Raw genomic sequence first — 26,723 nt, forward strand, 5'->3', positions numbered from 1 at the left:
ATTGAAGGAGTCGCCAGATGGTCAGCGAGTACACCCGCAAGCGCCGTTTCGATATCACCCGCGAACCGCCAGAGACCGGCACCCGCAGCAAGCGCAAGGCCGCTGGAGAGGCGCTTAGCTTTGCGATCCAGAAGCACGACGCCAGTCACTTGCACTACGACTTGCGTCTTGAACTGGACGGTACTCTGAAAAGCTGGGCGGTACCCAAAGGCCCGAGCCTGGACCCGGCACACAAGCGCCTGGCAGTGCAGGTCGAAGACCACCCGCTGGCGTACGCCAGCTTTGAAGGGCGTATTCCCGAAGGGCAGTATGGTGCCGGTGAGGTCATTGTCTGGGATCGCGGTATCTGGCAGCCGCACGGTGATCCGCGCAAGGGGTATGAAGCTGGCAAGCTGGAATTCACCCTGATCGGGGAAAAACTCAATGGCGAGTGGGCGTTAGTGCGCACCCGGCTCAAGGGCAGCGGGAATCGCAAGCAATGGCTGCTGATCAAGCGCAGCGACGATGCGGCGCGGCCGGTCGATGAATTTGATATCACCGTCGAGCGCCCCGACAGTGTCTTGAGTGACGCCACCCTCAGCCGAACCCGGCCGGCCAGGCCTGAGCAGCCGAAAAAAAACACAGCCTTTGTACACACGTTGAGCCCGCAACTGGCCACCCTGATCGACCGACCGCCGCCCGGCGACTGGTTGTATGAGATCAAGTACGACGGCTATCGGATCCTGACCTGCATCCACGCCGGTGAAGTGCGCCTGCTGAGCCGTACCGGCAATGACTGGACAGCACGGATGCCAAGGCTTGCCAAGGCGCTGGCCAGGCTGGGGCTTGAAGACAGCTGGCTCGACGGCGAGGTGGTGGTTCTCGATCGTGACGGCTTGCCGGATTTTCAGGCGTTGCAACGGGCATTTGATGAGCACAGCGATGCACAGATCGTTTACTACCTGTTTGATGCGCCCTGGCTCAATGGCGATGACCTGCGCAAGCAGCCGCTGCAAGCGCGGCGTGAGGCTCTGGCCCAAGTGCTTGAAGGTCAGCGCAGCAAATTGATCAGATTCTCCGCAGGCTTTGCCGCCAGTCATCACGACATTGTCGAGAGTGCAAGGGCCATGGGCCTGGAAGGGGTCATTGGCAAACGTGCTGGCAGTCTCTACCTGGGCAAGCGCAGTGCTGACTGGATCAAGCTCAAGTGCCGTCTGGCTCAGGAGTTTGTGATCGTCGGCTACACACCGCCCGAGGGTAGCCGTAGTGGTTTCGGCGCGTTGTTGCTGGCGGTCAATGATGCCAGGGCGGCAGGATTGGTGTACGCCGGGCGGGTCGGCAGCGGCTTTGACGGCAAGACGCTGCGCCAGCTCAAGCAACAGCTTGATGCATTGCAGCGTGACAGCTCGCCGTTATGCAAGCCGCTCAGTCGTGAGTTGAGCCGCGATGTGCAATGGGTTGAACCGCAGCTGGTCGCCGAGGTGCAATTTGCCGAATGGACCCGAGATGCGGTTTTGCGTCAGGCCTCGTTCATCGGCTTGCGTACCGATAAGCCGGCGGCGCAGGTGGTGCGTGAGGTCGCCCGCCGAGCAGCTCTGCCGTTGGTGGATGAGGCGCAGCCGGACTCCTCAGAGCAGGCCACTAAAGCCTGCGTCGCCGGCGTCGCGATCAGTCACCCTGAACGGGTCATTGATCCGCAAAGCGGCGTCAGCAAGGCCGTTCTGGCGCAGTTCTATCTGGCCATTGCCGACCGGCTGCTGGCTGAGCTGAGCAAACGTCCGGTCGCGTTGCTGCGTTGCCCGCAAGGCATCGAGGGCGAGCAATTTTTCCAGAAACATGCCCAGCGCTTGAGCATCCCGAATATCACTCAACTTGACGCGTCTCTGGACCCCGGTCATGCGCCGCTGCTGCAGATCGATAACCGGGCAGCGCTGGCCGGTGTGGTGCAGATGGGGGGAATCGAGTTGCATACCTGGGGTGCTACCAGTGACCGGATTGAAACTCCGGACCGGCTGATCTTCGATCTTGATCCCGATCCGGCGCTGCCGTGGTGCAGCATGATCGAGGCCACCCAGATGCTCCTGGCGGTGCTCGATGAGCTGGGCCTGCAGGCCTTTCTGAAAACCAGCGGCGGCAAGGGCATGCACCTTATTGTGCCGCTGGCCCGGCACACCGGTTGGGATCAGGTGAAGCGCTTTGGCAAGGCGGTCGCCGAATTCATGAGTCGCCAGTTGCCCGAACGCTTCAGCGCTACGGCCGGCCCACAGAACCGGGTCGGGCGGATCTTTATTGACTATCTGCGCAATACCCGCGGCGGCACTACGGTGTCGGCCTGGTCAGTGCGCGCCCGACCTGGCCTGCCCGTGTCAGTGCCTGTCGGTCGCGATGAACTGGCGACCCTGAGCTCGGCCCGGCAATGGCACGTTGGCAACCTGGCGGAGCGCTTGCGCGATCTGGACGAAGATCCATGGGCGGGCTATCACAATCGCCAGCGCATCACTCAGGCGATGTGGCGACAGTTGGGTATTGATGATTGAGCTTACGATTCGCGGTTGCCGCGTGCGGGTCTAGGCTTATGGTTTTGCTTGCCCGGCGCTGAGCGTTCAGCGCGGGTGCGTCACATACAAGGAGAATCCGCATGACGCCATCCTCATGCCTGACCCGTCGCCGTCTGCTGGCGCTGGCCGCTGGCACTGCCGCAGCCCTGAGCCTTGATTCGGCCAGCGGTGCTCAGCAGCCGGTCATGCAGCCTGTCACCGATTTTTCCGCCAAGCTTTCAGGAGACCGCACCATGCAGACTCGTGCAATCCCTTCAAGCAACGAGCCTTTGCCGGTGATCGGCGTGGGTACCTATCGCGGCTTCGACGTCGCCACGTCAAGCCCGGCCTATAAACAATTGCGTAGCGTACTCGATGCGCTGTTCGCCGCCGGTGGCACCGTGATCGACAGTTCGCCCATGTATGGTCGGGCCGAGCAGACCACCGGCGAACTGCTGTCTATCCACGAGCCGCGCTCGCCGGCTTTTCTGGCCACCAAGGTATGGACCCGCGGCCGCAAGGAGGGCATTGCACAGATGGAGGAATCATTGCGTCTGTTGCAGACCGAGCGCATCGACCTGATGCAGATTCACAATCTGGTCGACTGGCAGACCCATTTGCCGGTGCTGCGTGACTGGAAAGCCCAGGGGCGGATTCGCTATGTCGGCATCAGCCACTACACCTCGTCGGCCTACGATCAGGTCGAGGCGGTGCTCAAGACTGAACAGCTGGATTTCCTCCAGATCAACTATGCATTGGATGATCGCGCGGCCGAAGCCCGGCTGTTGCCGCTGTGCCGGGAGCGTGGGGTGGCGGTGATCTGCAACCGGCCGTTTGGCGGTGGCGGGCTGTTGTCGCGGCTCAAGGATAAGCCGCTGCCCGGCTGGGCGGCGCAGGTGGAGGCCAGCAGTTGGGCACAACTGGCGCTGAAATTCTTGCTCGCCCACCCGGCGGTCACCTGTGTGATCCCCGGCACCGGCAACCCGAAATACATGGCCGATAACGCCGGTGCAGGTTTCGGCCCGACCCTGACCGATGCCCAGCGCCAGCAGTTGATCGCCCTGATCTAAGGGGGCCTGGCGCCAATACTGTTCGGTCAGACCGGTGGGAACAGCCGGCCGGCGTTCAGGTTGCTGTGGTCCGGCATTCCGCCGTCTTCGCTACCAAGGTAGCTCCCACAGAGGTATATAGCGCCTAACCGAACAGTATTGACCCTAGCGGCGGTCCTTCTTCGGCGCTGGCGGCAACGGCGCGAACAGCGCCTTGAGATCGTCATCGCTGAGCTTCCAGTCGCCTTGGGTACGGCCATCGAGAACACCGGCGGCCAGTGCGGATTTATCCTGCTGCAGGCGCTGGATCTTCTCTTCCACCGTACCCCGGGCAATCATCTTGTAGACGAACACCGGCTTGTCCTGACCGATCCGGTAAGCGCGGTCGGTGGCCTGATTTTCCGCCGCCGGGTTCCACCACGGATCGTAATGGATCACGGTGTCGGCAGCCGTGAGGTTAAGGCCCGTGCCGCCGGCCTTGAGGCTGATCAGGAATACCGGATGGCGGCCTTCCTGGAAGTCGCGGATCGGCGTGCGCCGGTCACGGGTCGAGCCGGTCAGCAGCGAATAGGCGATGTTGCGTTGCTCAAGCTCCTGCTCGATCAGTTCGAGCATCGAGGTGAACTGCGAAAACAGCAGGATGCGCCGTCCTTCGGCGAGCAGTTCCTCAAGCATTTCCATCAGCCCGGCAAGTTTGGCCGAGCTGCCGTGGCGCGGGTTGATCGGCATGTTGTTGACCAGTCGCAGGTCGCAACACACCTGGCGCAGCTTGAGCAGCGCTTCAAGGATGACGATCTGGCTGCGCGCCATGCCCTTGCGGTCGATCTCGTCGCGGACTTTCTTGTCCATCGCCAGGCGCACGGTTTCATACACGTCGCGCTGGCCATCGTTGAGTTCGACCCACTGGATGATCTCGGTCTTGGGCGGCAGCTCGGTAGCAACCTGCTCCTTGGTGCGGCGCAGCAGAAACGGTTTGATCCGCGAATTCAGGTGCTTGAGCCGATCAACATTGCCATGCTTTTCGATCGCGGAGCGGTAGTTGCTGTTGAACTCCTTGCTGCTGCCCAGCCAGCCGGGCATCAGGAAGTGAAACAGTGACCAGAGTTCCCCGAGGTGGTTTTCCAGCGGTGTGCCGGACAGGCACAGGCGCTGCCGGGCCTTGAGCTGACCGGCCGCCTGGGCGGCCTTGCTCTTGGGATTCTTGATGTACTGCGCTTCATCGAGAATCAGTACATGCAGGGGCAGTTTTTCCAGATGCTCGACATCGCGGGGCAGCAGCGCGTAGGTGGTCAGGATCAGGTCATAGCGTTGCAGGTCGGCCAGGTCCTGATGGCGCTGGGCACCGTACAGGGCCAGTACCTTCAACTGCGGGGTGAAGTGTGCTGCTTCGTCGAGCCAGTTGCCGATCAGGCTGGTGGGCATCACCGCCAGAGCCGGACGATCAAGACGCCCGGCCTGTTTTTCCAGCAACAAGTGGCTGAGGGTCTGCAGGGTCTTGCCCAGGCCCATGTCATCGGCCAGCACGCCACCGACTTCCAGCTCGCGCAGCGACTGCATCCAGCTCAGACCCTCAAGCTGATAAGCGCGTAACTGGGCGTTGAGTCCCTCGGGCAGGTTGACGGTCGCATCCTTGATATTGGCCAGGCGTTCAGCGAAATGCCGCAGTCGGTTACCGCCTTCCCAGGACAGCGGCAGCTCGTCGAGTTCGACCAGCCGCGCCGCGTCGGCGGTGTTCAGGCGCAGGCGCGTGTTGTCCGGCTCGCGCCAGTAGAAGTCGCCAAGCGTGGCCAGCACCGGTTTGAGCCGGCCAAAGGGCAGGGCAATCTGCACCGGGCTGCCACCGCTCTGGGTGAAGTGGTTGAGCTGCACCAGCAATTGTTCTTCATCGCCGCGTTTGGCCACGGCGGCGGGGCTGGTCAGTTCGGGGTGGCTGCGCAGCAGGTTGATCAGGATCGGCAGCAGGCTCAGGCGCTCGCCATTGACGATGATCCCCAGTTCCAGGTCGAACCAGTTACGGTCTTGCTGCTCGTCGACCACGGCATACCAGTCATCCACCGGCGTGACATCGAAACCGAAACCGTCGCGGATGTCGATTTCCCAGCCTTGCTCACGCAGTTTCGGCAGGTCATCGAGCACAAAATGCAGCCAGGCTTTTTCGCCGGGCAGCTCGTACATTTCGCCGGCGCTGTCAGGCAGTGCCTTGCTTTGCCGGGTGGCGATCTTGAAGCCCATGTCGCTCAGTTGCTGGCGCAGCTCGCGTTCGCGCTCGCCTTGACGGCGGATGCGCAGGGTTTCGGTCGCGGTGTGTTCGAGGATGTCACTTTTCTGGTTGACAAGATCGCTGCCCAGGCTGCTGGTCAGGATGCTTACATGGGTGGTGCCTATCGCATAGTGCTTGCCGTAGGCAAATGCCAACGCCGCACGGTGATGAGTCTGCCGCTGCATGCGCCCGTTACGCGGTTCGAAGGCGGTGAATTCGAGGCTGGCCAGGGTCAGGCGCGGACGCGGTTGCAGGTCATCGATCAGCCGCTCGGGCAGTTTCGGCTGCGCGAGCGCTGCCGCTGGCATGGCCTGCAGCAGTTCATCGCGGTTGTGCGGGTCTTGCAGGTAATGCAGCGCCGCCACGCAGTGCTTGCAGTCTCTGCGTACCGGGCAGGTGCAGGTGCATACCAGGTAATGCGGGGTCAGCGCCGGGTCCTGAAGCACCAGCGACTGGCTGTAGCGCTCGCCACCGCTGCCACGACAGCGGGTACGCACGACCTGGTCGCTGACCTGCTCAAGGCTGATGCGTTTCTGTCGCGCATAGTCGCGACCGCGCTCAAGCGTCTGGGCTTTGAAGAAGTGTGTCCATGGTCTGGCCAGGACTTTTTCAAGAATCGATGACACCGGTGTGTAAGGCCTTGCAGTGGCGATGCTTTGAACAAGCCGGACAGTGTACCCGGCTTTGCGCGGATCAGAGTGGAGAAACCTTGATCAGCAGGGCCAGGCTGCCGTAGTCGAGGAAGGTCAGCTCGCCGTTCTTGATCCGGGCGCTCTGCTTGAGCCGCTCGCTGCCTTGCAAAATACCGTGGCTATCGAGGCGGTTGACCCAGAATTCTGCGTCGTAGTCGGTGAAGCGGCCGATCGCCACGCTCAGCGTACCTTGTACCGGGAAATGACCGAACTGCTCATCGCCCTGGGTCACGGCCACGCGGCTCGGCTGCTCGCCGATCTGTTGTTGCCAGGCGCGGTGCATCAGGACCTGATACTGGCCGCTGGCGGTGAGTTTTTCGGCCAGGCCGTTGAGTGCAGTGGCGCGCTGGTTGCCGGCTTCAATCCGGGGCGCGCCGGCGTCCCAGTGCTCGGGCGCCGGTTGTGGGGTCGCGGCCGGCTCGCCGAGTTGGCGGAACAGGATGGCTTCGACCAGGTATTGATCATTGGCAAAGGCGCTCGGGGACAGCGCAGCCAGTAGCACGGTGGTGAACAGGATCAATGAGCGGTACAGGCGCATGAGCACATCCTTCAGGCAGATTTCGGGGTCAGGCGCTCCAGCAGCGCCTCAATGGTGTTGAAGCGCTCCTCAGGGCGTTCCATCGGCACCATGAATTTGAACAGCGTGGCGCCTTCGAATTTGTAACGGTTGGGCTGGCCCTGAATCAGCTTGATCAGGGTCAGCGGGTCGACCGGCGTGTTGGCCGCGAACTCGATACGCCCGCCCTGCGGCCCGGCGTCGATCTTGCTGATCCCCAGTTGCTCGGCGACCAGTTTCAGGTGAGTGATGCGCACCAGGCTTTTGGTCGGCTCAGGCAGCAGGCCGAAGCGGTCGATCATTTCGACCTGCAGATCCTTGAGGCCGTCTTCGTCGGTGGCGTTGGCGATGCGCTTGTAGAGGATCAGCCGTGCATGCACGTCGGGCAGGTAGTCCTCGGGAATCAGTGCCGGTACTCGCAGGTTGATTTCCGGGCCGCCGCCCAGCGGCTGGTCGAGGTTGGGCTGTTCGCCTTTGCGAATGGCCTTGACCGCACGTTCGAGCATTTCCATGTACAGAGTGAAGCCCACCGCCTGGATCTGGCCGCTCTGGCCGTCGCCAAGCAGTTCACCGGCGCCGCGAATTTCCAGGTCGTTGGTGGCCAGCACGAAACCGGCGCCCAGGTCCTGGGTATTGGCGATTGCTTCCAGACGCTTTTCGGCATCCGGGGTGACCTGCTTGCGCGGCGGGGTCAGCAGGTAGGCATAGGCCTGGTGGTGACTGCGCCCGACCCGGCCGCGCAACTGGTGCAACTGGGCCAGGCCGAACTTGTCGGCACGCTCGATGATGATGGTGTTGGCGCTCGGCACGTCGATGCCGGTCTCGATGATGGTCGAGGCCACCAGCACGTTGAAGCGCTTGTGGTAGAAGTCGCTCATCACCTGTTCGAGTTCACGCTCGCGCATTTGTCCGTGCCCGATGCCGATGCGGGCCTCGGGCACCAGTTCAGCGAGGTCGGAGGCGCATTTCTCGATGGTCTTCACGTCGTTGTGCAGGTAGTACACCTGGCCGCCGCGCAGCAGTTCACGCAGTAGCGCTTCCTTGACCGTGGGCTTGTTCTGCTCCATGACGAAGGTGCGCACCGACAGCCGACGGGCTGGCGGGGTGGCGATGATCGACAGGTCGCGCATGCCTGACACTGCCATGTTCAAGGTGCGCGGGATCGGTGTGGCGGTCAGGGTCAGGATGTCGACTTCACTGCGCAGGTTTTTCAGCTGTTCTTTCTGGCGCACCCCGAAGCGGTGTTCTTCGTCGATGATCACCAGGCCCAGGTTCTTGAACTTCACATCGTCCGAGAGCAGCTTGTGGGTGCCGATGACGATGTCGATCTTGCCTTCGGCCAGATCGGCCACGGCGGCGTTGACTTCCTTGGCCGATTTGAAGCGGCTCATCACCTCGACCTTGACCGGCCAGTCGGCGAAGCGGTCGCGGAAACTGTTGTAGTGCTGCTGGGCGAGCAGGGTGGTGGGCACCAGCACCGCGACCTGGCGGCCGCCATGCACGGCAATGAACGCAGCGCGCATGGCCACTTCGGTCTTGCCAAAGCCCACATCGCCACACACCAGGCGATCCATGGGTTTGGCGGCGAGCATGTCGGCGCGTACGGCCTCGATGCTCGACTGTTGGTCGGGAGTTTCTTCGAACGGGAAGCCGGCGCTGAACGTCGCGTAATCGGCTTTGGGGTCTTCGAAGGCATAACCTTCGCGAGCTGCGCGGCGGGCGTAGATGTCCAGCAGTTCGGCGGCCACGTCGCGGACCTGTTCGGCCGCCTTGCGCTTGGCCTTCTGCCAGACTTCCGAACCCAGCCGGTGCAGCGGTGCCAGTTCGTCATCGCTGCCGGTGTAGCGGGCGATCAGGTGCAGGTTGGCCACCGGCACGTAGAGCTTGGCGTCGTCGGCGTACACCAGGGTCAGGAACTCGGCGACCTGGTTGTCGACCTCAATGGTCGCCAGCCCCTGATAGCGGCCCACCCCGTGGTCGATATGCACCACCGGCGCGCCTTCGCGCAGTTCGGTAAGGTTCTTGATAACCGCATCGTTGCCGTGCTCGGCGCGTTTTTCCCGGCGCCTGCGCTGCATGACCCGCTGACCGAACAGCGGGCTCTCGGCGACCAGCGCCAGGGATGGGTCATCGAGAACCAGGCCTTCATCCAGCGGCGCGATGGTGATTGCCAAACGTTCAGTGCCGGCGACGAAATCCTGCCAGCCCTCGACGGTTTTCGGCCGCAGTTTGAGGCGATCAAGCAGTTCCAGCAGCACCTCGCGGCGGCCGGCCGATTCGGCGGTGAACAGCACCCGGCCGGGGAACTGATCGAGGAAGTTCGACAGCGCCGCCAGTGGCTGACTGGCCTTGGCTTCGATGGCCAGCTCTGGCAAGGGCTGGGCCGGGAAACGTTCGCGACCGGCACCGGCTTCGATGTCCTGCTGGCTGGCGACCACCCGCGGCCAGTTCTTCAGGCGGGCAAAGCAGTCTTCCACCGGCAGGAACAGTTCGGCAGGCGGCAGCAGCGGCCGGTTGGGGTCGATGCGCCGTTCTTCATAACGATTGCGTACGTCGTTCCAGAAGTTCTCGGCGGCCTGCTCGATGCCGGGCAGGGAGAACACCTGGGTGTCCTGCGGCAGGTAATCGAACAGGGTCGAGGTTTCTTCGAAAAACAGCGGAATGTAATACTCGATCCCGGCCGGGGTGATGCCGCTGTTGAGGTCCTGGAAGATCGGGCTGCGGCGAAAGTCGACATCGAAGCGTTCGCGAAAGCGCGCCTTGAAGCGCACCACTTCATCCTTGTGCAGCGGAAATTCCTTGGCCGGCAGCAGGCGCACAGACTCGACCTTGTCGATTGAGCGCTGGGTGTCCGGGTCGAAGGTGCGCAGGGTTTCGATTTCATCGTCGAACAGGTCGATCCGATAAGGCAGTTTGCTGCCCATCGGGAACAGGTCCAGCAGGGCCCCGCGCACGGTGAACTCGCCATGCTCGTAAACCGTGTCGACGTAGCGGTAGCCGCTGGCCTCCAGCCGAGTGCGCATGGCTTCGACGTCAAGCTTCTGGCCGACATCCAGCACCAGGCTGCTGCCCAGCAGGAATCGGGTCGGGGCCAGGCGGTGCAGGGCGGTGGTGATCGGCACCACCAGCACGCCGTGGTCCAGTTCCGGCAGGCGGTACAGGCTGGAGATCCGCTGCGAAATGATGTCCTGATGCGGCGAGAACAGGTCGTAGGGCAGGGTTTCCCAGTCCGGGAAATGCAGCACCGCAAGCTCCGGGGCGAAGAATTTCAGCTCCTGCTCAAGACGCTCGGCACTCTGGCTGTCAGCGGTCAGCAACAGAGTAAAGCGCCGCGCGGCGCTGGCAGCTTCGGCGATGGCCAGGCTTAAGGCGGCACCTTGCAGGTTGCCCCAGTGTTGTTTGCCGGCGGCGGCAGGCAGATGCGGTAGGCGCAGAACAGACACGGACGGTCGGACTCCAGCTGGGCGACAAAGGCGGCGATTGTAACGGGGTGCAGTGGGGCTGTCAGTTTTCCAGCGCTGCCGACGGGCTTTTAAACATGGAATTTATGTAGTGCCAGAAGATCTGACAACCGCGCATTGCTCATAAACACTGGGGCGGTCATAATGTAGCCCCTTTTTTCAGCCCCTACATGTGGAAGGTTCCCGTGACTCAGAAGCCCGACCAGTGCCTTGGTGAATGGATCGATCGTGAAGCCCTCGCCGAGGCGATGATCCCGCTCCTCGGCCAGCTGTACCGCAATAATAATGTGGTCACTTCGATCTACGGCCGCAGCCTGATCAACCGTTCAGTCATCGCGATTCTCAAGGCTCACCGCTTTGCCCGTCATCGCCAGGCCGATGCGAGCGAGTTGTCCGTACACGAGACTTTCCCCCTGCTCAAGGCCATGAGCGAGCTCAAGCTGGGCGCCGCTTCCGTGGACCTGGGCCGTCTGGCCGTCAAGTTCAAGACCGAAGGCAACGGCCGCAGCGCCGAGGAATTCGTGCGTGCCGAACTGGCCGCCGTGGTGGGTCAGCAAAGTGCTACGCCTGCCAAGGGCAAGGACGTGGTCCTGTACGGTTTCGGCCGCATCGGCCGCCTGCTGGCGCGTATCCTGATCGAAAAAACCGGTGGTGGCCTGGGCCTGCGCCTGCGCGCCATCGTGGTGCGCAAAGGCGCCGAGAACGATCTGGTCAAGCGCGCCAGCCTGCTGCGCCGCGACTCGGTACATGGTTCGTTCGACGGCACCATCACCATCGATGAAGCCAACAGCACCATCACCGCCAACGGCAACCTGATCCAGGTGATCTACGCCAAGAGCCCGACCGAGGTGGATTACACCCAGTACGGTATCAGCGACGCGCTGCTGGTAGACAACACCGGTGTATGGCGTGACGCCGACGGTCTGGGCCAGCACCTGACCTGCCCGGGTGTCGATCGCGTGGTGCTGACCGCGCCGGGCAAAGGTAAGCTCAAGAACATCGTGCACGGTATCAACCACGGTCAGATCACTGCCGATGACAAGATCATCTCGGCGGCGTCCTGCACCACCAACGCTATCGTGCCGGTGCTCAAGGCGGTCAATGACAAGTACGGCATCGTCAACGGTCACGTTGAAACCGTTCACTCGTACACCAACGACCAGAACCTGATCGACAACTTCCACAAAGGTTCGCGCCGTGGCCGTAGCGCCGCGCTGAACATGGTCATCACCGAGACCGGTGCCGCCACCGCAGCTGCCAAAGCACTGCCGGAACTGGCTGGCAAGCTGACCGGTAACGCGATTCGCGTGCCGACGCCGAACGTCTCGATGGCGATCCTGAACCTGAACCTGGAGAAGGCCACCACTCGCGAAGAGATCAACGAATACCTGCGCGACACCGCGCTGTATTCGGACCTGCACAAGCAGATCGACTACGTCAACTCGCAGGAAGTGGTTTCCACCGATTTCGTCGGCTCGCGTCACGCCGGTGTTGTCGACGCCGAGGCGACCATCGCCAACGACAACCGCGTTGTGCTGTACGTCTGGTACGACAACGAGTTCGGTTACAGCTGCCAGGTGGTGCGCGTGATGGAAGACATGGCCGGGGTCAACCCGCCAGCGTTTCCTGCGTAAACGCAGCTTTAAGTTGTAAGCGGCAAGCTGCAAGTGGGTGGTGTCTGGGCTGACCGGGCATCACCAGAAAAAACGGGTCGATTATTCGACCCGTTTTTTTCGTCTGCAGTTTGTGCGGGCGGCGCGCTCAGCTTGCGGCTTGAAGCTTGCCGCTTGTAGCGTCCTTGGCCCTGAACAGCACCAGGGTGGCGATGAGGCCAAGGATCGCCGCGCCGGTCAGCCAGATGCCTGGTGCCGCTTTGTTGCCCAGTTCATGAATCAGCCAGGTGCAGGCCGCCGGGGTGAAGCCGCCGAAGGTGGCGGTGGCCAGGCTGTAGGCCAGCGAGAAACCGGTGGTGCGCACATCGGCGGGCATGATCTCGGTCAGCGCCACGACCATCGCGCCGTTGTAACTGCCATACAGGAATGACAGCCACAGCTCGACGGTCAGCAGGTTGGCAAAACTGGGGTGCGCGACCAGCCAGGACAGGGCAGGGTAGGCGGTGAGAATGGCCAGCACGGTGGCGCCGATCAGCAATGGCCGCCGCCCGATGCGGTCGGACAGGCTGCCCATCACCGGCAGCCAGATGAAGTTCGACACGCCGACGCAGACGGTCACCAGCAAGCTTTCCAGGTCGCTCAGGTGCAGTTCGTTCTTGCCGAAGGTCGGGGTGTAGGCGGTGATCAGGTAGAACGATACGGTAGTCATCACCACCAGCGCCATGCCGGCCAATACCAGGCCGAAGTTCTGGCGGATCGAGCGCAGCACTTCACTCAACGTCGGGCGATGCTTGCGCGCTTCGAACTCTGGAGACTCCTCAAGCGAACGACGGATGATAAACAGCGCCGGCACGATCAGGCAGCCGATGAAGAACGGCAGGCGCCAGCCCCAGTCACCCATCTGCTCAGGGCTCAGCCAGTGATTCAGCGCCACACCCAGCAGCCCGGCAAACACCACAGCAGCCTGTTGGCTGGCCGACTGCCAACTGACAAAGAAGCCTTTGCGACCTGGCGTTGAAATTTCCGCGAGATAAACCGACACGCCGCCCAGCTCAACGCCGGCCGAGAAGCCCTGCAACAAGCGGCCCAGCAGAACCAGCAAGGGCGCGGCCAGGCCGATACTGTTGTAGCCGGGCACGCAGGCGATCAGCAACGTACCCATGGCCATCAGACCCAGAGTAATTAGCAGCCCTTTACGGCGCCCGTGGCGGTCAATGTAAGCGCCCAGAAAAATCGCCCCTAACGGCCGCATCAGAAAGCCGGCGCCGAAGGTGGCCAGCGACAGCATCAGCGAGGCAAATGCGCTGTCGGTAGGGAAAAATGTCTTGGCAATGGCCGTGGCGTAGAAGCCATAGACCATGAAGTCGTACATTTCGAGAAAATTGCCGCTGACAACGCGAAAAATCGCCTTGCCTTTGCTGGTGGTTGTGGTCATGGCTCTGACTCTTCAGGCTGGATATTGAGGTTGTTGGTCAGTCTGCTGGCTGCCGTGGCAGCACTCCGGGTCTATGCCCGGATGAGGGCTATTTGTAACAGTATGTGTAAAAATGCCCTCAAACAACCTGTCCAGAGCCGTTAGCGAGCTAATGAAGGGCTGGTTCAAGGTTTGTTCAGGTTGGCAGGGGCAGCAGGCAAAAAAGGATTACCCACACGGAAACAATGTATTACCCACGAAAAAGTGGCCTTCGTCACGACCAAGGGGTAATGTTCCCGGCTTGAGCGCAGCACTAGACTGCAACGCGTCATTTAGCCGCAGACGCCAACCCGGCGCGCGGCCTGTTCTATAGGAGTACGCATGGCTGTCTACAACTACGATGTCGTGGTATTGGGGTCCGGTCCCGCCGGCGAAGGCGCAGCAATGAACGCTGCCAAGGCCGGTCGCAAGGTCGCGATGGTCGACAGCCGCCGTCAGGTCGGTGGCAACTGCACCCACCTGGGTACCATCCCTTCCAAGGCACTGCGTCACGCGGTCAAGCAGATCATCCACTTCAACACCAATCCGATGTTTCGCGCCATTGGCGAGCCGCGTTGGTTCTCTTTCCCGGATGTGCTGAAAAGCGCCGAGGTGGTGATCGCCAAGCAAGTGACCTCGCGCACCAGCTACTACGCGCGTAACCGCGTTGACGTGTTCTTCGGCACCGGCAGCTTCTCTGACGAAAACAGCGTCAGCGTGGTCGGCAGCAACGGCGTGGTCGACAAACTGGTCGCCAACCAGATCATCATCGCCACCGGCTCGCGGCCTTATCGCCCGGCTGATATCGATTTCAACCACAAGCGAATTTACGACAGCGACACGATCCTGAGCCTCAGCCATACCCCGCGCAAGCTGATCATTTACGGCGCCGGTGTGATCGGGTGTGAGTACGCCTCGATCTTCAGTGGTCTGGGCGTGCTGGTCGAGCTGGTCGACAACCGCGATCAGTTGCTGAGCTTCCTAGACAAGGAAATCTCCCAGGGCCTGAGTTACCACTTCAGCAACAACAACGTCATGGTTCGTCACAACGAAGAGTACGAGCGCGTTGAAGGCCTGGAGAACGGTGTGGTCCTGCACCTCAAATCCGGCAAGAAGATCAAGGCCGACGCGTTGCTGTGGTGCAACGGACGGACCGGCAACACCGACAAGCTGGGCCTGGAAAACGTCGGCCTGAAAGCCAACGGTCGCGGGCAGATCGAAGTCGATGAAAACTACCGCACCGAGGTCAGCAACATCTATGGCGCCGGTGACGTGATTGGCTGGCCGAGCCTGGCCAGTGCGGCCTATGACCAGGGGCGTTCAGCGGCGGGCAGTCTGGTGGATAACGGCAGTTGGCGCTACGTCAACGACGTGCCTACCGGCATCTACACGATTCCCGAGATCAGTTCGATCGGCAAGACCGAGGCTGAGCTGACCGAAGCCCGGGTGCCGTATGAAGTCGGCAAGGCGTTTTTCAAAGGCATGGCCCGTGCGCAGATCTCCGATGAGCGGGTCGGCATGTTGAAGATCCTGTTTCACCGTGAAACCCTTGAGGTGCTGGGCGTGCATTGCTTCGGTGACCAGGCCTCGGAGATCGTTCATATCGGCCAGGCGATCATGAACCAGCCAGGTGAAGCCAATACCCTGAAGTACTTCGTCAATACCACCTTCAACTACCCGACCATGGCCGAAGCCTATCGGGTAGCGGCCTACGACGGTCTCAACCGGCTTTTTTGAGCGGCTCCGGCCGGCGGCCTGAGCCGGCCGGAGAGATCAGCGATTCCCGAGGGTGGCAGTGGCCAAACCGGGAAAGTCTGTGATCAGGCTGTCTACGCCGAAGTCGGCGAGCCGGCGCATCAGCGCCGGTTCGTTGACTGTCCATACCGACACGTGCAACCCCTGGCGCTGAGCCTTGAGCAGGCGTTCCGGGGTGCACAATGTCCAGTTCAGGGCGAGAATCTCACAGCCATAGGCTTGCGCGACCTTCAACGGGTCGAGCCAGGCATATTCGGCTACCAGCCCACGAGAAATGTCCGGCGTCAGTTCCAGTGCTGCGCGCAGCACTTGCCGTGAGCTGGACGTGATGGTCACCTTGTCGAGCAGCCCGTGGCGCTGCACCAGCTCGCGGATGGCCAGTACCGTATTGGCGGCGCGGACCCTTGATGCGCTTTTCACTTCCAGTTGCCAGTGATCGAAATCGCAGTGTTCGAACAGGGTTTCCAGGCGCGGGATCGGACAGGGGCTGACCCAGCCGGGACCGCCGCGACGGGCGTCGTAGGTCACCAGATCGCTGGCCACATGCTCATGAACCTTGCCGCGCCGGTCGGTGGTGCGTTTGAGGGTCGGGTCATGGATGACCATCAGTTCGCCGTCGCGAGACAGGTGCAGGTCCAGTTCGCAACGGCGCACGCCGTGCTTCAGGCACTGCTGGAAACTGGCAAGGGTGTTCTCGGGGGCTTCGCCCTTGGCGCCGCGGTGGCCATAAATTAGCGTCACAAATACTCCGTAGCAGCGGCCGGGCAGCGATCCGCTTCAGCCGCGAATAGACAATTGATGGACCCGACGCTCATGCGTCGGGCGCTGTGTTCTGTTCCCGCGCCTGACGTCGCTGCTGGGCCTGGCGTTGCAGCACATGACGGGCGAGCAATTGCCGCTGTGCATCGGGCAGGTCGACAAATTCGGTATCAATTTCGAAGGCGTTATCTGCCTTGGGCGCGCAACTCACCACTCGGGCTTCGAGCATCATCCCGGCCGCTTGCGGCATGAGGACCATTTTGATCGAGAGGCGTGAGTCAGGCGTGTAGGACTGGGCTGAACTGAACTGGATCCCGCCTTCAGACAGTAGTACCGGTTGCGGGGTGCCCAGTTCGCCCAGAGCGGTATTGGCCACGACCTGGCCGAGCAGGTCGATGCGCTTGCTCATGGCTTTGAGGAAACCGTTCAACACCCGGTCGCGGTCATCGAGCTGGCGTAGCAGATGCTGGGACTCGAACTCGCTGACATGCAGCTCGCTGAGCAACTGAAACAGCGCGGTAATGCGCGGCATCGTGCAGCTGGCGGCCTCGTCGAGCGGGTTAATTTCCAGTGCGACGCTGTCTTCGATACGGTAGTATTCGCGGCGTCTTTCTTCATCTAATGTCGACATGGCGAACCCGTGCCTGCGGCTGTGGTCAGAGAGTTTCGAGTGTAAGGCCGCACATGGCAGCCCGCCACACGGATGTCCCATTCCTGCGAACAATTCCTTAAATGTTCAGACCTCTTTTTGCTTTTATCGGCACCCGCTACACCCGTGCCAAGCGACGTAATCATTTTGTTTCCTTTATTTCCCTGACGTCGATCATCGGCCTGGCCCTTGGCGTGGTGGTGATGATTGTCGTGCTGTCGGTCATGAACGGTTTCGATCACGAGATGCGTACCCGCGTGTTGGGCATGGTGCCGCATGCCACGGTCGAAGGTGACGAGCCGATCCGCGACTGGCCGCAGCTGGCCGCCAAAGTCAGCGCCAGCCCGGGCGTGCAGGCGGTGGCGCCGTTTACCCAGATGCAGGGCTTGCTCAGCCACGAAGGCATGGTCCAGAAAGTCCTGCTCAATGGTATTGACCCGAGCCAGGAAGACAAGGTTTCGATCATCAGCCAATTCGTTCGTCAGGGCGCGCTCAGCCAGTTGGCGCCGGGTGAGTTCGGCATCATCATCGGCGACCGCGCCGCGAGCAAGCTGGGTGTGAGCCTCGGTGACAAGCTGACCTTTGTCGCGCCCGAAGTGGCAGTGACCCCGGCCGGTCTGTTTCCGCGCATGAAGCGCTTTACCGTGGTTGGTATCTTTCATGTCGGTGCCGGCGAGATCGACGGTTTTCTCGGTCTGACCAATATCGAGGACCTGGGTCGCCTGCGCCGTTGGCAGCCCGATCAGGTGCAGGGCCTGCGCCTGAAGTTCGATGACCTGTTCGAGGCCCCGCGTGGCGCCTGGCAGATTGCTCAGGATCTTGGCGGCAGCAAGTATTACTCGCGTGACTGGACCCGCACTCACGGCAACCTGTACCAGGCCATCCGCATGGAGAAATCCATGATTGGCTTGCTGCTGTTGCTGATCGTTGCGGTGGCGGCGTTCAACATCATTTCCACACTGGTGATGGTGGTCAACGACAAGAAGGGTGATATCGCGATCCTGCGTACGCTGGGTTCCACGCCGGGGCAGATCATGGCCATCTTCATGGTCCAGGGCACCGTGATCGGCGTGGTCGGCACCCTGATCGGTGCCGGGGTGGGCATTCTGGCTGCGCTCAATGTCAGTGCTGCGATTGCCGGTCTGGAACGCCTGATCGGCCACAAGTTTCTCAATGCGGATGTCTACTTCATCGACTACCTGCCGTCACAAGTGATGGCTCAGGATGTGCTTCAGGTGTGTGGCGCCGCATTGCTCCTGAGTTTCCTCGCCACCCTGTATCCAGCCTGGCGCGCAGCGCGCACCCAGCCGGCAGAGGCGTTACGTTATGAGTGAGTCGGGCATGTCTGAAAAAGCTGTATTGAGTTGCCGCAACCTGGGTAAATCCTACGATGAGGGCCCGGAGTCAGTTGTGGTGTTGTCTGGCCTGCAACTGGAACTGTTTCCCGGCGAACGGGTGGCGATCATCGGCAGTTCGGGTTCCGGCAAGAGTACCTTGCTCAACCTGCTGGGCGGTCTCGATACACCGTCGCAGGGCAGTGTCTGGCTGGCCGGTGAAGAGCTGTCTGCGCTGAACGAGAGAGCGCGTGGCCTGCTGCGTAACCGGGCGCTGGGTTTCGTCTATCAGTTTCACCACCTGCTGCCTGAGTTCACCGCGCTGGAGAACGTCTGCATGCCGTTGCTGATCGGCAAAACGCCGATCCCTGAGGCGCGCGATCGGGCCACCGCGTTGCTCAAGCGGGTCGGCCTGAGCCATCGTCTGGCGCACAAGCCCGCCGAGCTGTCTGGCGGTGAGCGTCAGCGCGTGGCGATTGCCAGGGCACTGGTCAACGAGCCAGGTCTGGTGATGCTCGACGAGCCGACCGGCAACCTCGACCATCACACGGGGCAGGGGATTCAGGACCTGATGCGCGAGCTGAGCACCGCGTCGCGCACCGCGTTTCTGGTGGTGACCCATGACTTGAATCTGGCCAGGCAGATGGACCGTGTCCTGCGCCTGGAAGACGGCCGGCTGGTCGCCGACTGATTCAGCCGGCCCGCTACCTCCTGAGGTGGCGGGTCGATTCTTTGCCTGGCGTGGTGAGTCACAAGTTCGCGTGATAAATGGCGAGTGATTTTTGCAGCCAGGCAAGGCGCCGCGACGAGCCATAGCAGGGCTATGGCGAGGAGTGGCAACGCTGCATGGCAGTGCAAGGCACCGCCAGTATTGTGCAGTTAACTTGTGATTCACCACGCTAGGTGCCCTGCGAATGTTCAGACCCTTATCCATCTTCATCGGCGCGCGCTACACCCGGGCCAAGCGTCGCAAAAGTTTTATCTCGTTCATTTCCATGACCTCGATGATTGGCCTGGCCCTCGGTGTGCTGGCGATGATCGTTGTGTTGTCCGTGATGAACGGCTTTCAGCGGGAAATGAGCTCGCGCATCCTCGGCATGGTGCCGCACGCTTCGATTCTCGGGGTCAAGCCGCTGGACGACTGGCAGCAGGTTGCCGATGCAGCGCTGCGCAATCCTGAGGTGGTGGCGGCTGCGCCGTTGACCGAAATGGAAGGCATGCTGTCGTACCGTGGCGCCATGCAGCCGATTCAGGTCAGCGGCATCGATCCGGCCCGTGAGCATGAAGTCTCGATTGTGACCCGGCACATCACCCGTGGCAGCCTGCAAGACCTCAAACCCGGCGAGTTCGGGGTGGTACTGGGCGAGATCACGGCGCGGCGCTTTCGCCTGAATGTAGGCGATGCGCTGACCTTGATTGTGCCGGAAATCAGCAATGCGCCTGGCGGCATCACCCCGCGTCTGCAGCGTCTGACCGTGGTGGGGCTGTTCAAGGTCGGTGCCGAGCTGGATGGCTCGATGGCGTTGATGAACATTGCCGATGCCGGGCAGATGCAACGCTGGCAGCCTGGTCAGGTGCAAGGGGTGCGTCTGGCGCTCAAGGACCTTTACAAGGCTCCGCAAGTGTCCAAGGCGGTTGCCGGCGGGCTTGGCGAAGGCTATCGCGCCGATGACTGGAGCCACACCCAGGGCAGCCTGTTCAGCGCCATGAAGATGGAAAAGACCATGATTGGCCTGCTGCTGCTGATGATCGTTGCGGTGGCGGCGTTCAACATCATTGCCACGCTGATCATGGTGGTCAACGACAAGGGCGCCGACATTGCGATCCTGCGCACCCTGGGTGCGACGCCGCGGCAGATCATGGGAATCTTCATTATTCAGGGCTCACTGATCGGTGTGGTGGGTACCCTGATCGGCGGCGTGCTGGGGGTGATCGCAGCGCTGAATGTCAGTGCGCTGGTCGGCTGGCTGGAGCGGGTTACCGGCCAGCATGTGTTCAGCGCTGATGTGTATTTCATCAGCAACCTGCCGTCCGAGTTGCAGGCTGCTGACGTGCTGCTGATTTGCAGCGCCGGCTTCATTCTCAGTTTTCTGGCCACCATCTACCCGGCCTGGCGTGCCGCCAAGGTCGAGCCGGCGACTGCCCTGCGCTACGAATAAGCTGGCAGGCGGATCACGAAGCGGGTCAGCCCGCCTTGTGACTGGCACTCGATCGTCCCGCCATGGGCGTGGATGATCGAGCGGCAGATCGCCAATCCCAGCCCTGCATGCTCGTGACGGTCGGCCCGCGAAGTATCGGCGCGATAGAAGCGATCAAACAGGCGCGCCACGACGTGGGGCGGGATGTCCGCCCCGGGATTCTCTACGGTCAGCAGCGCGCCTGCGGCGCTGTCTTGCAGCAGCACGGCAATCTGGCCGCCGCTTGGGGTAAAGCGCAGGGCATTGCTCAGCAGGTTGGACAGCACCCGGCGTAACAGGGCGCGATCACCACGCGACGCTGCCTGACCCTCGCGGTACAGCTCAATGCCGGCATCCTCGGCCAGCGGTGCAAGGTACTCCAGCACCGCATCGGCTTCATCCTCCAAGTGCAGTTCATCCTGCGCCGGGGCCAGCAAGCCTTGTTCGGTTTTGGCCAGCAACAGCATGTCATTGACCATCTGCGCCAGGCTTTGCAGCTCTTCCAGATTGCCGAGCAACGTTTCGCGGTAGTGTTCGGGCGTTCGCTGCCGGGTCAGGGTCACCTGGGTCTGGGTCAGCAGGTTGGACAGCGGGGTGCGTAACTCATGGGCAATGTCGGCACTGAACGCCGAGAGTCGCTGAAAGCTGTCTTCCAGGCGGGTGAGCATGGCGTTGAAGGTGCGGGTAAGTTCGGCCAGCTCGGCCGGCATCCGGGCGTCGGGCAGGCGGGTGGTCAACGAACTGGCCGAGACCCCGGCCGCCACTGCGCTCATGCGCTGCAGCGGCCGCAAACCGCTGCGTGCCGCCCAGGCGCCGAGCAGTGCGGTGGCCAGGGCGCAGAGCCCTACGGTCAGCCAGATCAAGTGCTGCATGCGTTGCAGAAAGTGCTGATGGTGAGTGATGTCCAGCACCAGCGTCAGGCGCGGCGAGCCGGGCTGCGCCGGGTCCAGCGGTGCCGTAAAGACGCGATAGTCGCCCTGAGTCTCGCTCAGGGTATGCAGGCCAGTGCTGGACGGCAGCGAGAGCTGTGAGGGGGTGTTATCGAACCAGACATGGCCTTGGGCATCACTGATGCGCAACGTCAGATCGGCATGGCTGGTCAATTGCGTTTGATGCATTGCCAGCGCCGCAGGATCCTGTACGTCTTGCAAGGCAGCCCGCAGGCTGGCCAGCCGACTGTCGAACAGTTGCTGATCCAGTTCCACGAAGTGACTGGCACTGGCCTGGCTGAACAGCACCCCGGCAATCAGTGACACCAGCGCTGTGCAGCCCGCGAACAGCAGGGCCAGGCGGCTGCGCAACGACAGTCTTGCCAGCCTGCTCACGGCGCCTGCTCCTGCAGTACGTAGCCCATGCCGCGCACGGTGTGGATCAGCTTGTGGTCGAAGTCGTCATCGACCTTCATGCGCAGGCGGCGCACCGCCACTTCGATGACATTGGTGTCGCTGTCGAAGTGCATGTCCCAGACCTGGGCTGCGATCAGCGACTTGGGCAGCACTTCGCCCTGGCGGCGCAACAGCAGTTCCAGCAGGGCGAATTCCTTGGTTGTCAGATCCAGGCGTTGCCCCTCGCGCTCGACCTTGCGCTGCAACAGGTCCAGACGCAGCTCGCCAAGTTGCAGGCAGGTCTCCTGAGGCGGCGCCCGGCGCAGCAAGGTGCGGACCCTGGCGAGCAACTCGGAAAATGCGAACGGCTTGACCAGATAATCATCGGCGCCCAGCTCCAGGCCGCGAACCCGATCTTCGATGGCATCGCGGGCCGTGAGAAACAGCACCGGGGTCTGTAGCCCGTTGGCGCGCAGTTGCTCAAGAATCTGCCAGCCATCGACGCCGGGTAGCATCACATCGAGAATCACTAGCGCATGTTCGCCGCTCAGTGCGCGGTGCAGGCCGCTGTGGCCGTCATTGGCCAGCTCGCTGTCGAAGCCGGCTTCGTTGAGCCCCTGGCGCAGGGATTGGCCGGTGCGGGCCTGGTCTTCGACGATCAGTAATTTCATCTGCCGGTCGCTGCTTGCTTGAAACAGGCTTTATACCGTGTCAGGCGGGCCAGCGGTGCAAGCTTACCGCGTTGTAATCCGCCGCATGGCCGCACGGGCTGAACGCCGCCGGCAAAACAGGTAGACTTGCCGGGTTATTTTCCGAGATTCCTATACCGCCATGCATCCTGCCGCCGAACACTCGCCCCTGGGCAAGTCCAGTGAGTACGTCTCTAGCTACACGCCTGAGTTGCTGTTTCCGATTCCGCGTGCCGCGAAATGGGCCGAATTGGGCCTGAGCGCCGAGACGCTGCCGTATCAGGGCGTCGATGTGTGGAATTGCTATGAGCTGTCCTGGTTGCTGCCGTCGGGCAAGCCGGTGGTGGCGATTGCCGAGTTCAGCGTGCCGGCCGACTCGCCGAATATTATCGAGTCCAAGTCGTTCAAGCTGTACCTCAACTCCCTGAATCAGACCGTATTCGCCAGCCGTGAAGCCTTGCACGAAGTGCTGGTCAGTGACCTGTCGGCAGCGGCCGGCAAACCTGTTGGCGTGCGTATCAGCAGCCTGGACGAGATCACTGCACAGGGTGTAGCGGCCTTGCCTGGCGAGTGCATCGATGAGCTGGATATCGAAGTCAGCAGCTACGATCACCCGCGTCCCGAGTTGTTGCGCTGTGACCCGGCCCAGGTGGTCGAGCAGAGCCTTTACAGTCACCTGCTCAAATCCAATTGCCCGGTGACCAGCCAGCCGGACTGGGGCACGGTGGTGGTGGAGTATCGCGGCGCGCAACTGGACCCGGCCAGCCTGCTGGCGTACATCGTCAGCTTCCGCCAGCACTCCGATTTCCATGAGCAGTGCGTCGAGCGCATCTTTCTCGATCTTCAGCGCTTGCTCAAGCCGGAAACACTCACTGTGTATGCGCGTTATGTACGCCGTGGCGGGCTGGACATCAATCCGTACCGCAGCACCCATGCCGTGCCGATCAGCAACGAGCGTCTGGCGCGTCAGTGAAACGTTTTGCAATGAAAAAGCCCGTCAAATGACGGGCTTTTTTATGAAGGGTGTCAGATGCCGATATTGCCCAGGGTCACGACGATATTACGCAGCGTGCCGGCGATACCCGGATGTTCCAGTTCGAAGCGCTCGACCGCCAGATTGACGCCATCCACCAGGCTGGTGTCTTGCGTGTGAGTGGCGTCTTCCAGTTCGATCTTGCTTTTGATCTGTTGCATCAGTTCATGCAGCTCAACACGCTCGGTTTCCGACAGCGGCGGGTTCTGTTCCAGTTGCTCATGCAGGGCATTGAGTTGTTCTTGCAGTTCGCGGGCGGGCATGGCGTGCTCCTTCTTCGATAAGCCTCACTCATGGACCCTTGGTGCAGGCGAAAGGTCCCTGTTGCCAGTAAGCCTAATCCAGATCGGGGCGCTTTGCCGCTGACCGGTGTCAGGGTTTTTCGCCCTTGCTGCGGCGCAGCACGATATCGGCCAGGCACGACTCCAGATCGCCCAGGTGGTCGATCACCGAGTGGGCGCCCAGGCTGTACAGGTGCAGCGTGGCCTGGGCACGCTGACGCTCGCGCTGGTCGTGATCCAGTGCCTGCCATTGCTCGGCGCTCAGGCCGCACAGTGAACCGCAGGAGGCCAGGCCGATGGTCCATAGCCCGGCGTTCAGGCCTGATTGCAACAGCTGTGGATTACCGCTGACCAGCACACAGCCGTCGAGCTGGCTGACCTTCAGGGTCATCAGGGCCAGCCAGCAGGCATCCGGCGCCGGCCACTGCACCGGGCTGCGCGCAGTGGCGCTGATCAAGTCGCCCAGCGGGCTTGAAAGGCTCAGGCTCAGCGGGTCGGGCAGATCGTCCAGCCAGGCGCAGGGAATGCCTTGCTGGCGCAGGCTGTGCAGGCTTTCCAGTGCGCCGGGCGTCAGCTGCGCGTGGCTGTCGAGAGCGGCCTCGCTTTGGCTGTCCATTTTGCTGGCAGCTTGCCCGCCAAAATCTACCAGACAGCCGCTGAGGCCGAACAGCAGGGCGGAAAAAGCCGGCATGGGCGTGTCGACCGGTGCAAGCATGGCGGGATTCTCCGAAATAGCCTGCACGCTACCGGAGCTCGATGACAGAAATATGAATGCGCGGTGACCGTCAGCGATGCTGGCGCGCGTATGCAAGTCTGCCTGATTGGTCGCGAAGGCTTTATACTGCCTGCCTTTGCCCGCCGCTGTGGCCGGGTCATCACCTCTGACAGGAGTTTGCGTTATGCCCCAATCGCGTAACGGCTTTATCCAGCGACTGGCCCGTCTGTCTCTGTGCGCCGGCGTCGCTATGGTCCCGATGGCTGTCCAGGCCGCCGAGGATGACCCTTGGGAAAGCATCAACCGGCCGATCTTTCGCTTCAACGATCTGGTTGATACCTACACCCTCAAGCCGATCGCTCAGGGCTATCAGTTCATCGCGCCACAGTTCGTGGAAGATGGCGTACACAACTTCTTCAACAACATCGGTGATGTCGGCAATTTGGCCAACAACGTGCTGCAGGCCAAGCCTCACGCTGCCGGGGTCGACACCGCGCGGCTGATCGTCAACACCACGTTCGGCCTGCTGGGTTTCGTCGATGTCGGCACGCGCATGGGCCTGCAACGCAGCGACGAAGATTTCGGCCAGACCCTGGGTTACTGGGGCGTAGGCAGCGGTCCCTACGTCGTACTGCCGCTGTTCGGCCCCAGCACTGTGCGCGATACCTTTGCCAAATACCCGGACAGCTACACCACGCCGTGGCGTTACATCGATCACGTGCCGACCCGTAATTCGGCATTGGGTGTGAACCTGATCGATACCCGCGCCAGCCTGCTGTCGGCCGAGCGTCTGGTGACCGGCGACAAGTACACCTTTATTCGTAACGCCTACCTGCAAAACCGCGAATTCAAGGTCAAGGACGGTCAGGTCGAAGACGACTTCTGATTCTTGCCGACAATCCGCTGTCAGCTCTCGGCGAAGGTCTTCAGTGCCTCGCCTTCCATTCGGTAGCGCACCCACTCGGTCTGTGGGCGCGCACCGATTGATTCATAAAAGCGAATGGCCGGTTCATTCCAGTCCAGGACGCTCCACTCGAACCTGCCGCACGCTTTGGCACAGGCCTCACGGGCCAGGTGTTTGAGCATCAATTTGCCGGCGCCGGTGCCGCGCTGTTCGGGGCTGATGTAAAGGTCTTCCAGGTACAGGCCATTGCGGCCCTGCCAGGTCGAATAGTTGAAAAAATACACCGCGAACCCGATGGGCTGCTCGTCGCGGCAGCAGATCAGGGCATGGCTGGTGGCCTGTTCGACGAACAGCGTGCGCTCGATGTCAGCAACACTGGCCAGCACCTGGTGACGGGCTTTTTCGTAATCGGCCAGTTCGGTGATGAAGGCCAGGATCTGTGCGGCGTCTTCGCGGCGGGCTGGGCGGATATTCAGGTTCATGCTGGCGGCTCGGTGGTTGGGATGTACAGCAGCCTAAATCAGTCAGTAAGCTGCATGTAGTGCAATTTATTCAGGGTTGAGTGAGCGCTATGCATTCTGTGTTGAGCCGACTGGATTTGAACCTGCTACGCATCTTCGATGCCCTGTACCGCCACGCCACAGTGGCCGCTGCGGCGCAAGAAGTCTCGCTCAGTGCATCGGCGTTCAGTCACGCTCTGGCGCGGCTGCGCGAGGCGCTGGGCGATGAACTGTTCATTCGTCAGGGTAATCGCATGCGTCCTACGCAGCGGGCCGAGCAGCTTGCCAGCGTCGTTGCGCTGAGCCTGGCCACGTTAAGCGATGAGCTCGAACAGTGGGCGCCGTTCGAGCCGCTGACCAGCGAGCGGGTGTTTACCTTTGCCGCCACCGACTACACCGCCTTGCAACTGTTGCCTGGGTTGCTGGCGCGGCTGCAGCACTGCGCGCCACGCTTGCGGCTCAAGGTTGTGCACGCCGAGCGCAAGATCTGCATCGAAGACCTGGCGTGTGGGCGGATCGATTTCGCCCTTGGTTATGGCGAGGAGCGTGACAGCCTGCCGCCGGGTATCGACTGCGAAGACTGGTCGAGCGGGGAGTACGTGGTGATTGCCCGGCGCGGCCATCCGAGGATCGGTAACAGCCTGGACCTGGCGACGTATCTGGCCGAGCGGCATGTGGTGGTGACGCCGTGGGGCGAGAGCTGCGGGGTGGTGGATCTGGTTCTGCAAGGTATGGGCTTGCAGCGCGATGTGGCCTTGCAGATTCCGGCGGTGCTGGTCGGGCCGTTCATCATCGGCGGCAGCGATCTGATCATGACCCTGGCCGGGCACGCCGCGCGCCAACTCGCGCCGGCGGCAGATATCGTGCAGTTTGCGCCACCGTTTCCGATCAAACCCTACGTGCTGCGGCTCTACAGCCACCGCAAGTATGCGCGTAGTGACGCCCATGCCTGGATGGCGGGCCAGTTACGCACATTGTTTGCCGGGCTGCCGCCCGCTTGAG

Annotated in this window: 21 protein-coding genes; 10 read left to right on the plus strand and 11 right to left on the minus strand. The window is 61.9% G+C overall.

The annotated features are described in order from the left end of the window. Positions 1-17 precede the first annotated feature (17 nt). On the plus strand, positions 18-2,516 hold the full coding sequence (gene ligD, locus NJC38_RS00735) for a DNA ligase D (protein WP_253110357.1): 2,499 nt from the start codon (positions 18-20) through the stop codon (positions 2,514-2,516). Positions 2,517-2,617: 101 nt separating this feature from the next. Next, the gene (locus NJC38_RS00740) at positions 2,618-3,586 is read left to right on the plus strand and encodes an aldo/keto reductase (RefSeq protein ID WP_253110360.1); all 969 of its coding nucleotides are present in this window, start codon (positions 2,618-2,620) and stop codon (positions 3,584-3,586) included. 144 nt (positions 3,587-3,730) lie between these two features. Here NJC38_RS00740 and NJC38_RS00745 read toward each other — a convergent pair whose 3' ends face one another. The 3 genes from NJC38_RS00745 to mfd all read right to left on the minus strand — a co-directional run bounded on the left by NJC38_RS00745 (position 3,731) and on the right by mfd (position 10,516). Beyond that, positions 3,731-6,451, minus strand: coding sequence for a DEAD/DEAH box helicase (locus tag NJC38_RS00745; protein ID WP_253110363.1), 2,721 nt, complete (start codon positions 6,449-6,451; stop codon positions 3,731-3,733). 67 nt (positions 6,452-6,518) lie between these two features. Next, entirely contained in the window at positions 6,519-7,055 is a 537-nt protein-coding gene (locus NJC38_RS00750; protein ID WP_253110366.1) for a CsiV family protein, read from the minus strand. Positions 7,056-7,066: 11 nt separating this feature from the next. After that, complete coding sequence (mfd, locus tag NJC38_RS00755) at positions 7,067-10,516, minus strand: transcription-repair coupling factor (RefSeq protein ID WP_045490013.1); 3,450 nt, start codon at positions 10,514-10,516, stop codon at positions 7,067-7,069. A 188-nt stretch (positions 10,517-10,704) separates the two neighbouring features. Here mfd and NJC38_RS00760 point away from each other — a divergent pair, with 188 nt between their 5' ends. Beyond that, a complete protein-coding gene (locus NJC38_RS00760; RefSeq protein ID WP_253110369.1) occupies positions 10,705-12,168 on the plus strand; it encodes a glyceraldehyde-3-phosphate dehydrogenase in 1,464 nt (487 codons plus the stop codon). A gap of 127 nt (positions 12,169-12,295) precedes the next feature. Here NJC38_RS00760 and NJC38_RS00765 read toward each other — a convergent pair whose 3' ends face one another. Then, on the minus strand, positions 12,296-13,582 hold the full coding sequence (locus tag NJC38_RS00765; RefSeq protein ID WP_253110372.1) for an MFS transporter: 1,287 nt from the start codon (positions 13,580-13,582) through the stop codon (positions 12,296-12,298). Positions 13,583-13,942: 360 nt separating this feature from the next. On the opposite strand from NJC38_RS00765, the gene sthA reads away from it, so the two are divergent. Next, the gene (sthA, locus tag NJC38_RS00770) at positions 13,943-15,337 is read left to right on the plus strand and encodes a Si-specific NAD(P)(+) transhydrogenase (RefSeq protein ID WP_045490016.1); all 1,395 of its coding nucleotides are present in this window, start codon (positions 13,943-13,945) and stop codon (positions 15,335-15,337) included. A 36-nt stretch (positions 15,338-15,373) separates the two neighbouring features. Here sthA and NJC38_RS00775 read toward each other — a convergent pair whose 3' ends face one another. Together NJC38_RS00775 and NJC38_RS00780 are read right to left on the minus strand one after the other, a co-directional pair. Next, positions 15,374-16,096 (minus strand): glycerophosphodiester phosphodiesterase, encoded by a 723-nt coding sequence (locus tag NJC38_RS00775; protein ID WP_045490017.1) that lies wholly within the window; start codon positions 16,094-16,096, stop codon positions 15,374-15,376. A gap of 70 nt (positions 16,097-16,166) precedes the next feature. Beyond that, the gene (locus NJC38_RS00780) at positions 16,167-16,745 is read right to left on the minus strand and encodes a PilZ domain-containing protein (protein WP_253110374.1); all 579 of its coding nucleotides are present in this window, start codon (positions 16,743-16,745) and stop codon (positions 16,167-16,169) included. 101 nt (positions 16,746-16,846) lie between these two features. On the opposite strand from NJC38_RS00780, the gene NJC38_RS00785 reads away from it, so the two are divergent. From NJC38_RS00785 to NJC38_RS00795, 3 genes are all read left to right on the plus strand, one after another. Next, the gene (locus NJC38_RS00785) at positions 16,847-18,097 is read left to right on the plus strand and encodes a lipoprotein-releasing ABC transporter permease subunit (protein WP_253110378.1); all 1,251 of its coding nucleotides are present in this window, start codon (positions 16,847-16,849) and stop codon (positions 18,095-18,097) included. Positions 18,098-18,104: 7 nt separating this feature from the next. Next, positions 18,105-18,788: a lipoprotein-releasing ABC transporter ATP-binding protein LolD gene (lolD, locus tag NJC38_RS00790; RefSeq protein WP_253110381.1), complete on the plus strand. Its 684-nt coding sequence runs from the start codon at positions 18,105-18,107 to the stop codon at positions 18,786-18,788. A gap of 223 nt (positions 18,789-19,011) precedes the next feature. Next, positions 19,012-20,256 (plus strand): lipoprotein-releasing ABC transporter permease subunit, encoded by a 1,245-nt coding sequence (locus NJC38_RS00795; protein ID WP_253110384.1) that lies wholly within the window; start codon positions 19,012-19,014, stop codon positions 20,254-20,256. On the opposite strand, the gene NJC38_RS00800 is transcribed toward NJC38_RS00795, so the two are convergent. Both NJC38_RS00800 and NJC38_RS00805 read right to left on the minus strand, forming a co-directional pair. After that, a complete protein-coding gene (locus NJC38_RS00800) occupies positions 20,247-21,590 on the minus strand; it encodes a heavy metal sensor histidine kinase (RefSeq protein WP_253111354.1) in 1,344 nt (447 codons plus the stop codon). The genes NJC38_RS00795 and NJC38_RS00800 overlap by 10 nt on opposite strands. 5 nt (positions 21,591-21,595) lie before the next feature. After that, on the minus strand, positions 21,596-22,270 hold the full coding sequence (locus NJC38_RS00805) for a heavy metal response regulator transcription factor (protein ID WP_253110387.1): 675 nt from the start codon (positions 22,268-22,270) through the stop codon (positions 21,596-21,598). A 160-nt stretch (positions 22,271-22,430) separates the two neighbouring features. Between NJC38_RS00805 and queF the strand changes: the two genes are divergently transcribed. After that, on the plus strand, positions 22,431-23,261 hold the full coding sequence (gene queF, locus NJC38_RS00810) for an NADPH-dependent 7-cyano-7-deazaguanine reductase QueF (RefSeq protein ID WP_253110390.1): 831 nt from the start codon (positions 22,431-22,433) through the stop codon (positions 23,259-23,261). Between the two features lie 53 nt (positions 23,262-23,314). On the opposite strand, the gene NJC38_RS00815 is transcribed toward queF, so the two are convergent. Both NJC38_RS00815 and NJC38_RS00820 read right to left on the minus strand, forming a co-directional pair. After that, entirely contained in the window at positions 23,315-23,584 is a 270-nt protein-coding gene (locus NJC38_RS00815) for a DUF4404 family protein (RefSeq protein ID WP_045490025.1), read from the minus strand. 109 nt (positions 23,585-23,693) lie between these two features. After that, the gene (locus tag NJC38_RS00820) at positions 23,694-24,317 is read right to left on the minus strand and encodes an HAD family phosphatase (RefSeq protein WP_253110393.1); all 624 of its coding nucleotides are present in this window, start codon (positions 24,315-24,317) and stop codon (positions 23,694-23,696) included. A gap of 184 nt (positions 24,318-24,501) precedes the next feature. Here NJC38_RS00820 and NJC38_RS00825 point away from each other — a divergent pair, with 184 nt between their 5' ends. After that, on the plus strand, positions 24,502-25,203 hold the full coding sequence (locus NJC38_RS00825) for a VacJ family lipoprotein (protein WP_253110397.1): 702 nt from the start codon (positions 24,502-24,504) through the stop codon (positions 25,201-25,203). 20 nt (positions 25,204-25,223) lie between these two features. On the opposite strand, the gene NJC38_RS00830 is transcribed toward NJC38_RS00825, so the two are convergent. Then, positions 25,224-25,703, minus strand: a complete 480-nt coding sequence (locus NJC38_RS00830) for a GNAT family N-acetyltransferase (RefSeq protein WP_045490031.1) — start codon at positions 25,701-25,703, stop codon at positions 25,224-25,226. Positions 25,704-25,792: 89 nt separating this feature from the next. On the opposite strand from NJC38_RS00830, the gene NJC38_RS00835 reads away from it, so the two are divergent. Then, positions 25,793-26,722, plus strand: coding sequence for a LysR family transcriptional regulator (locus NJC38_RS00835; protein WP_253110400.1), 930 nt, complete (start codon positions 25,793-25,795; stop codon positions 26,720-26,722). The last annotated feature ends 1 nt before the right edge of the window (position 26,723 follow it).

This window comes from Pseudomonas sp. 21LCFQ010, assembly GCF_024129905.1.
Classification (GTDB): Bacteria; Pseudomonadota; Gammaproteobacteria; order Pseudomonadales; family Pseudomonadaceae; genus Aquipseudomonas.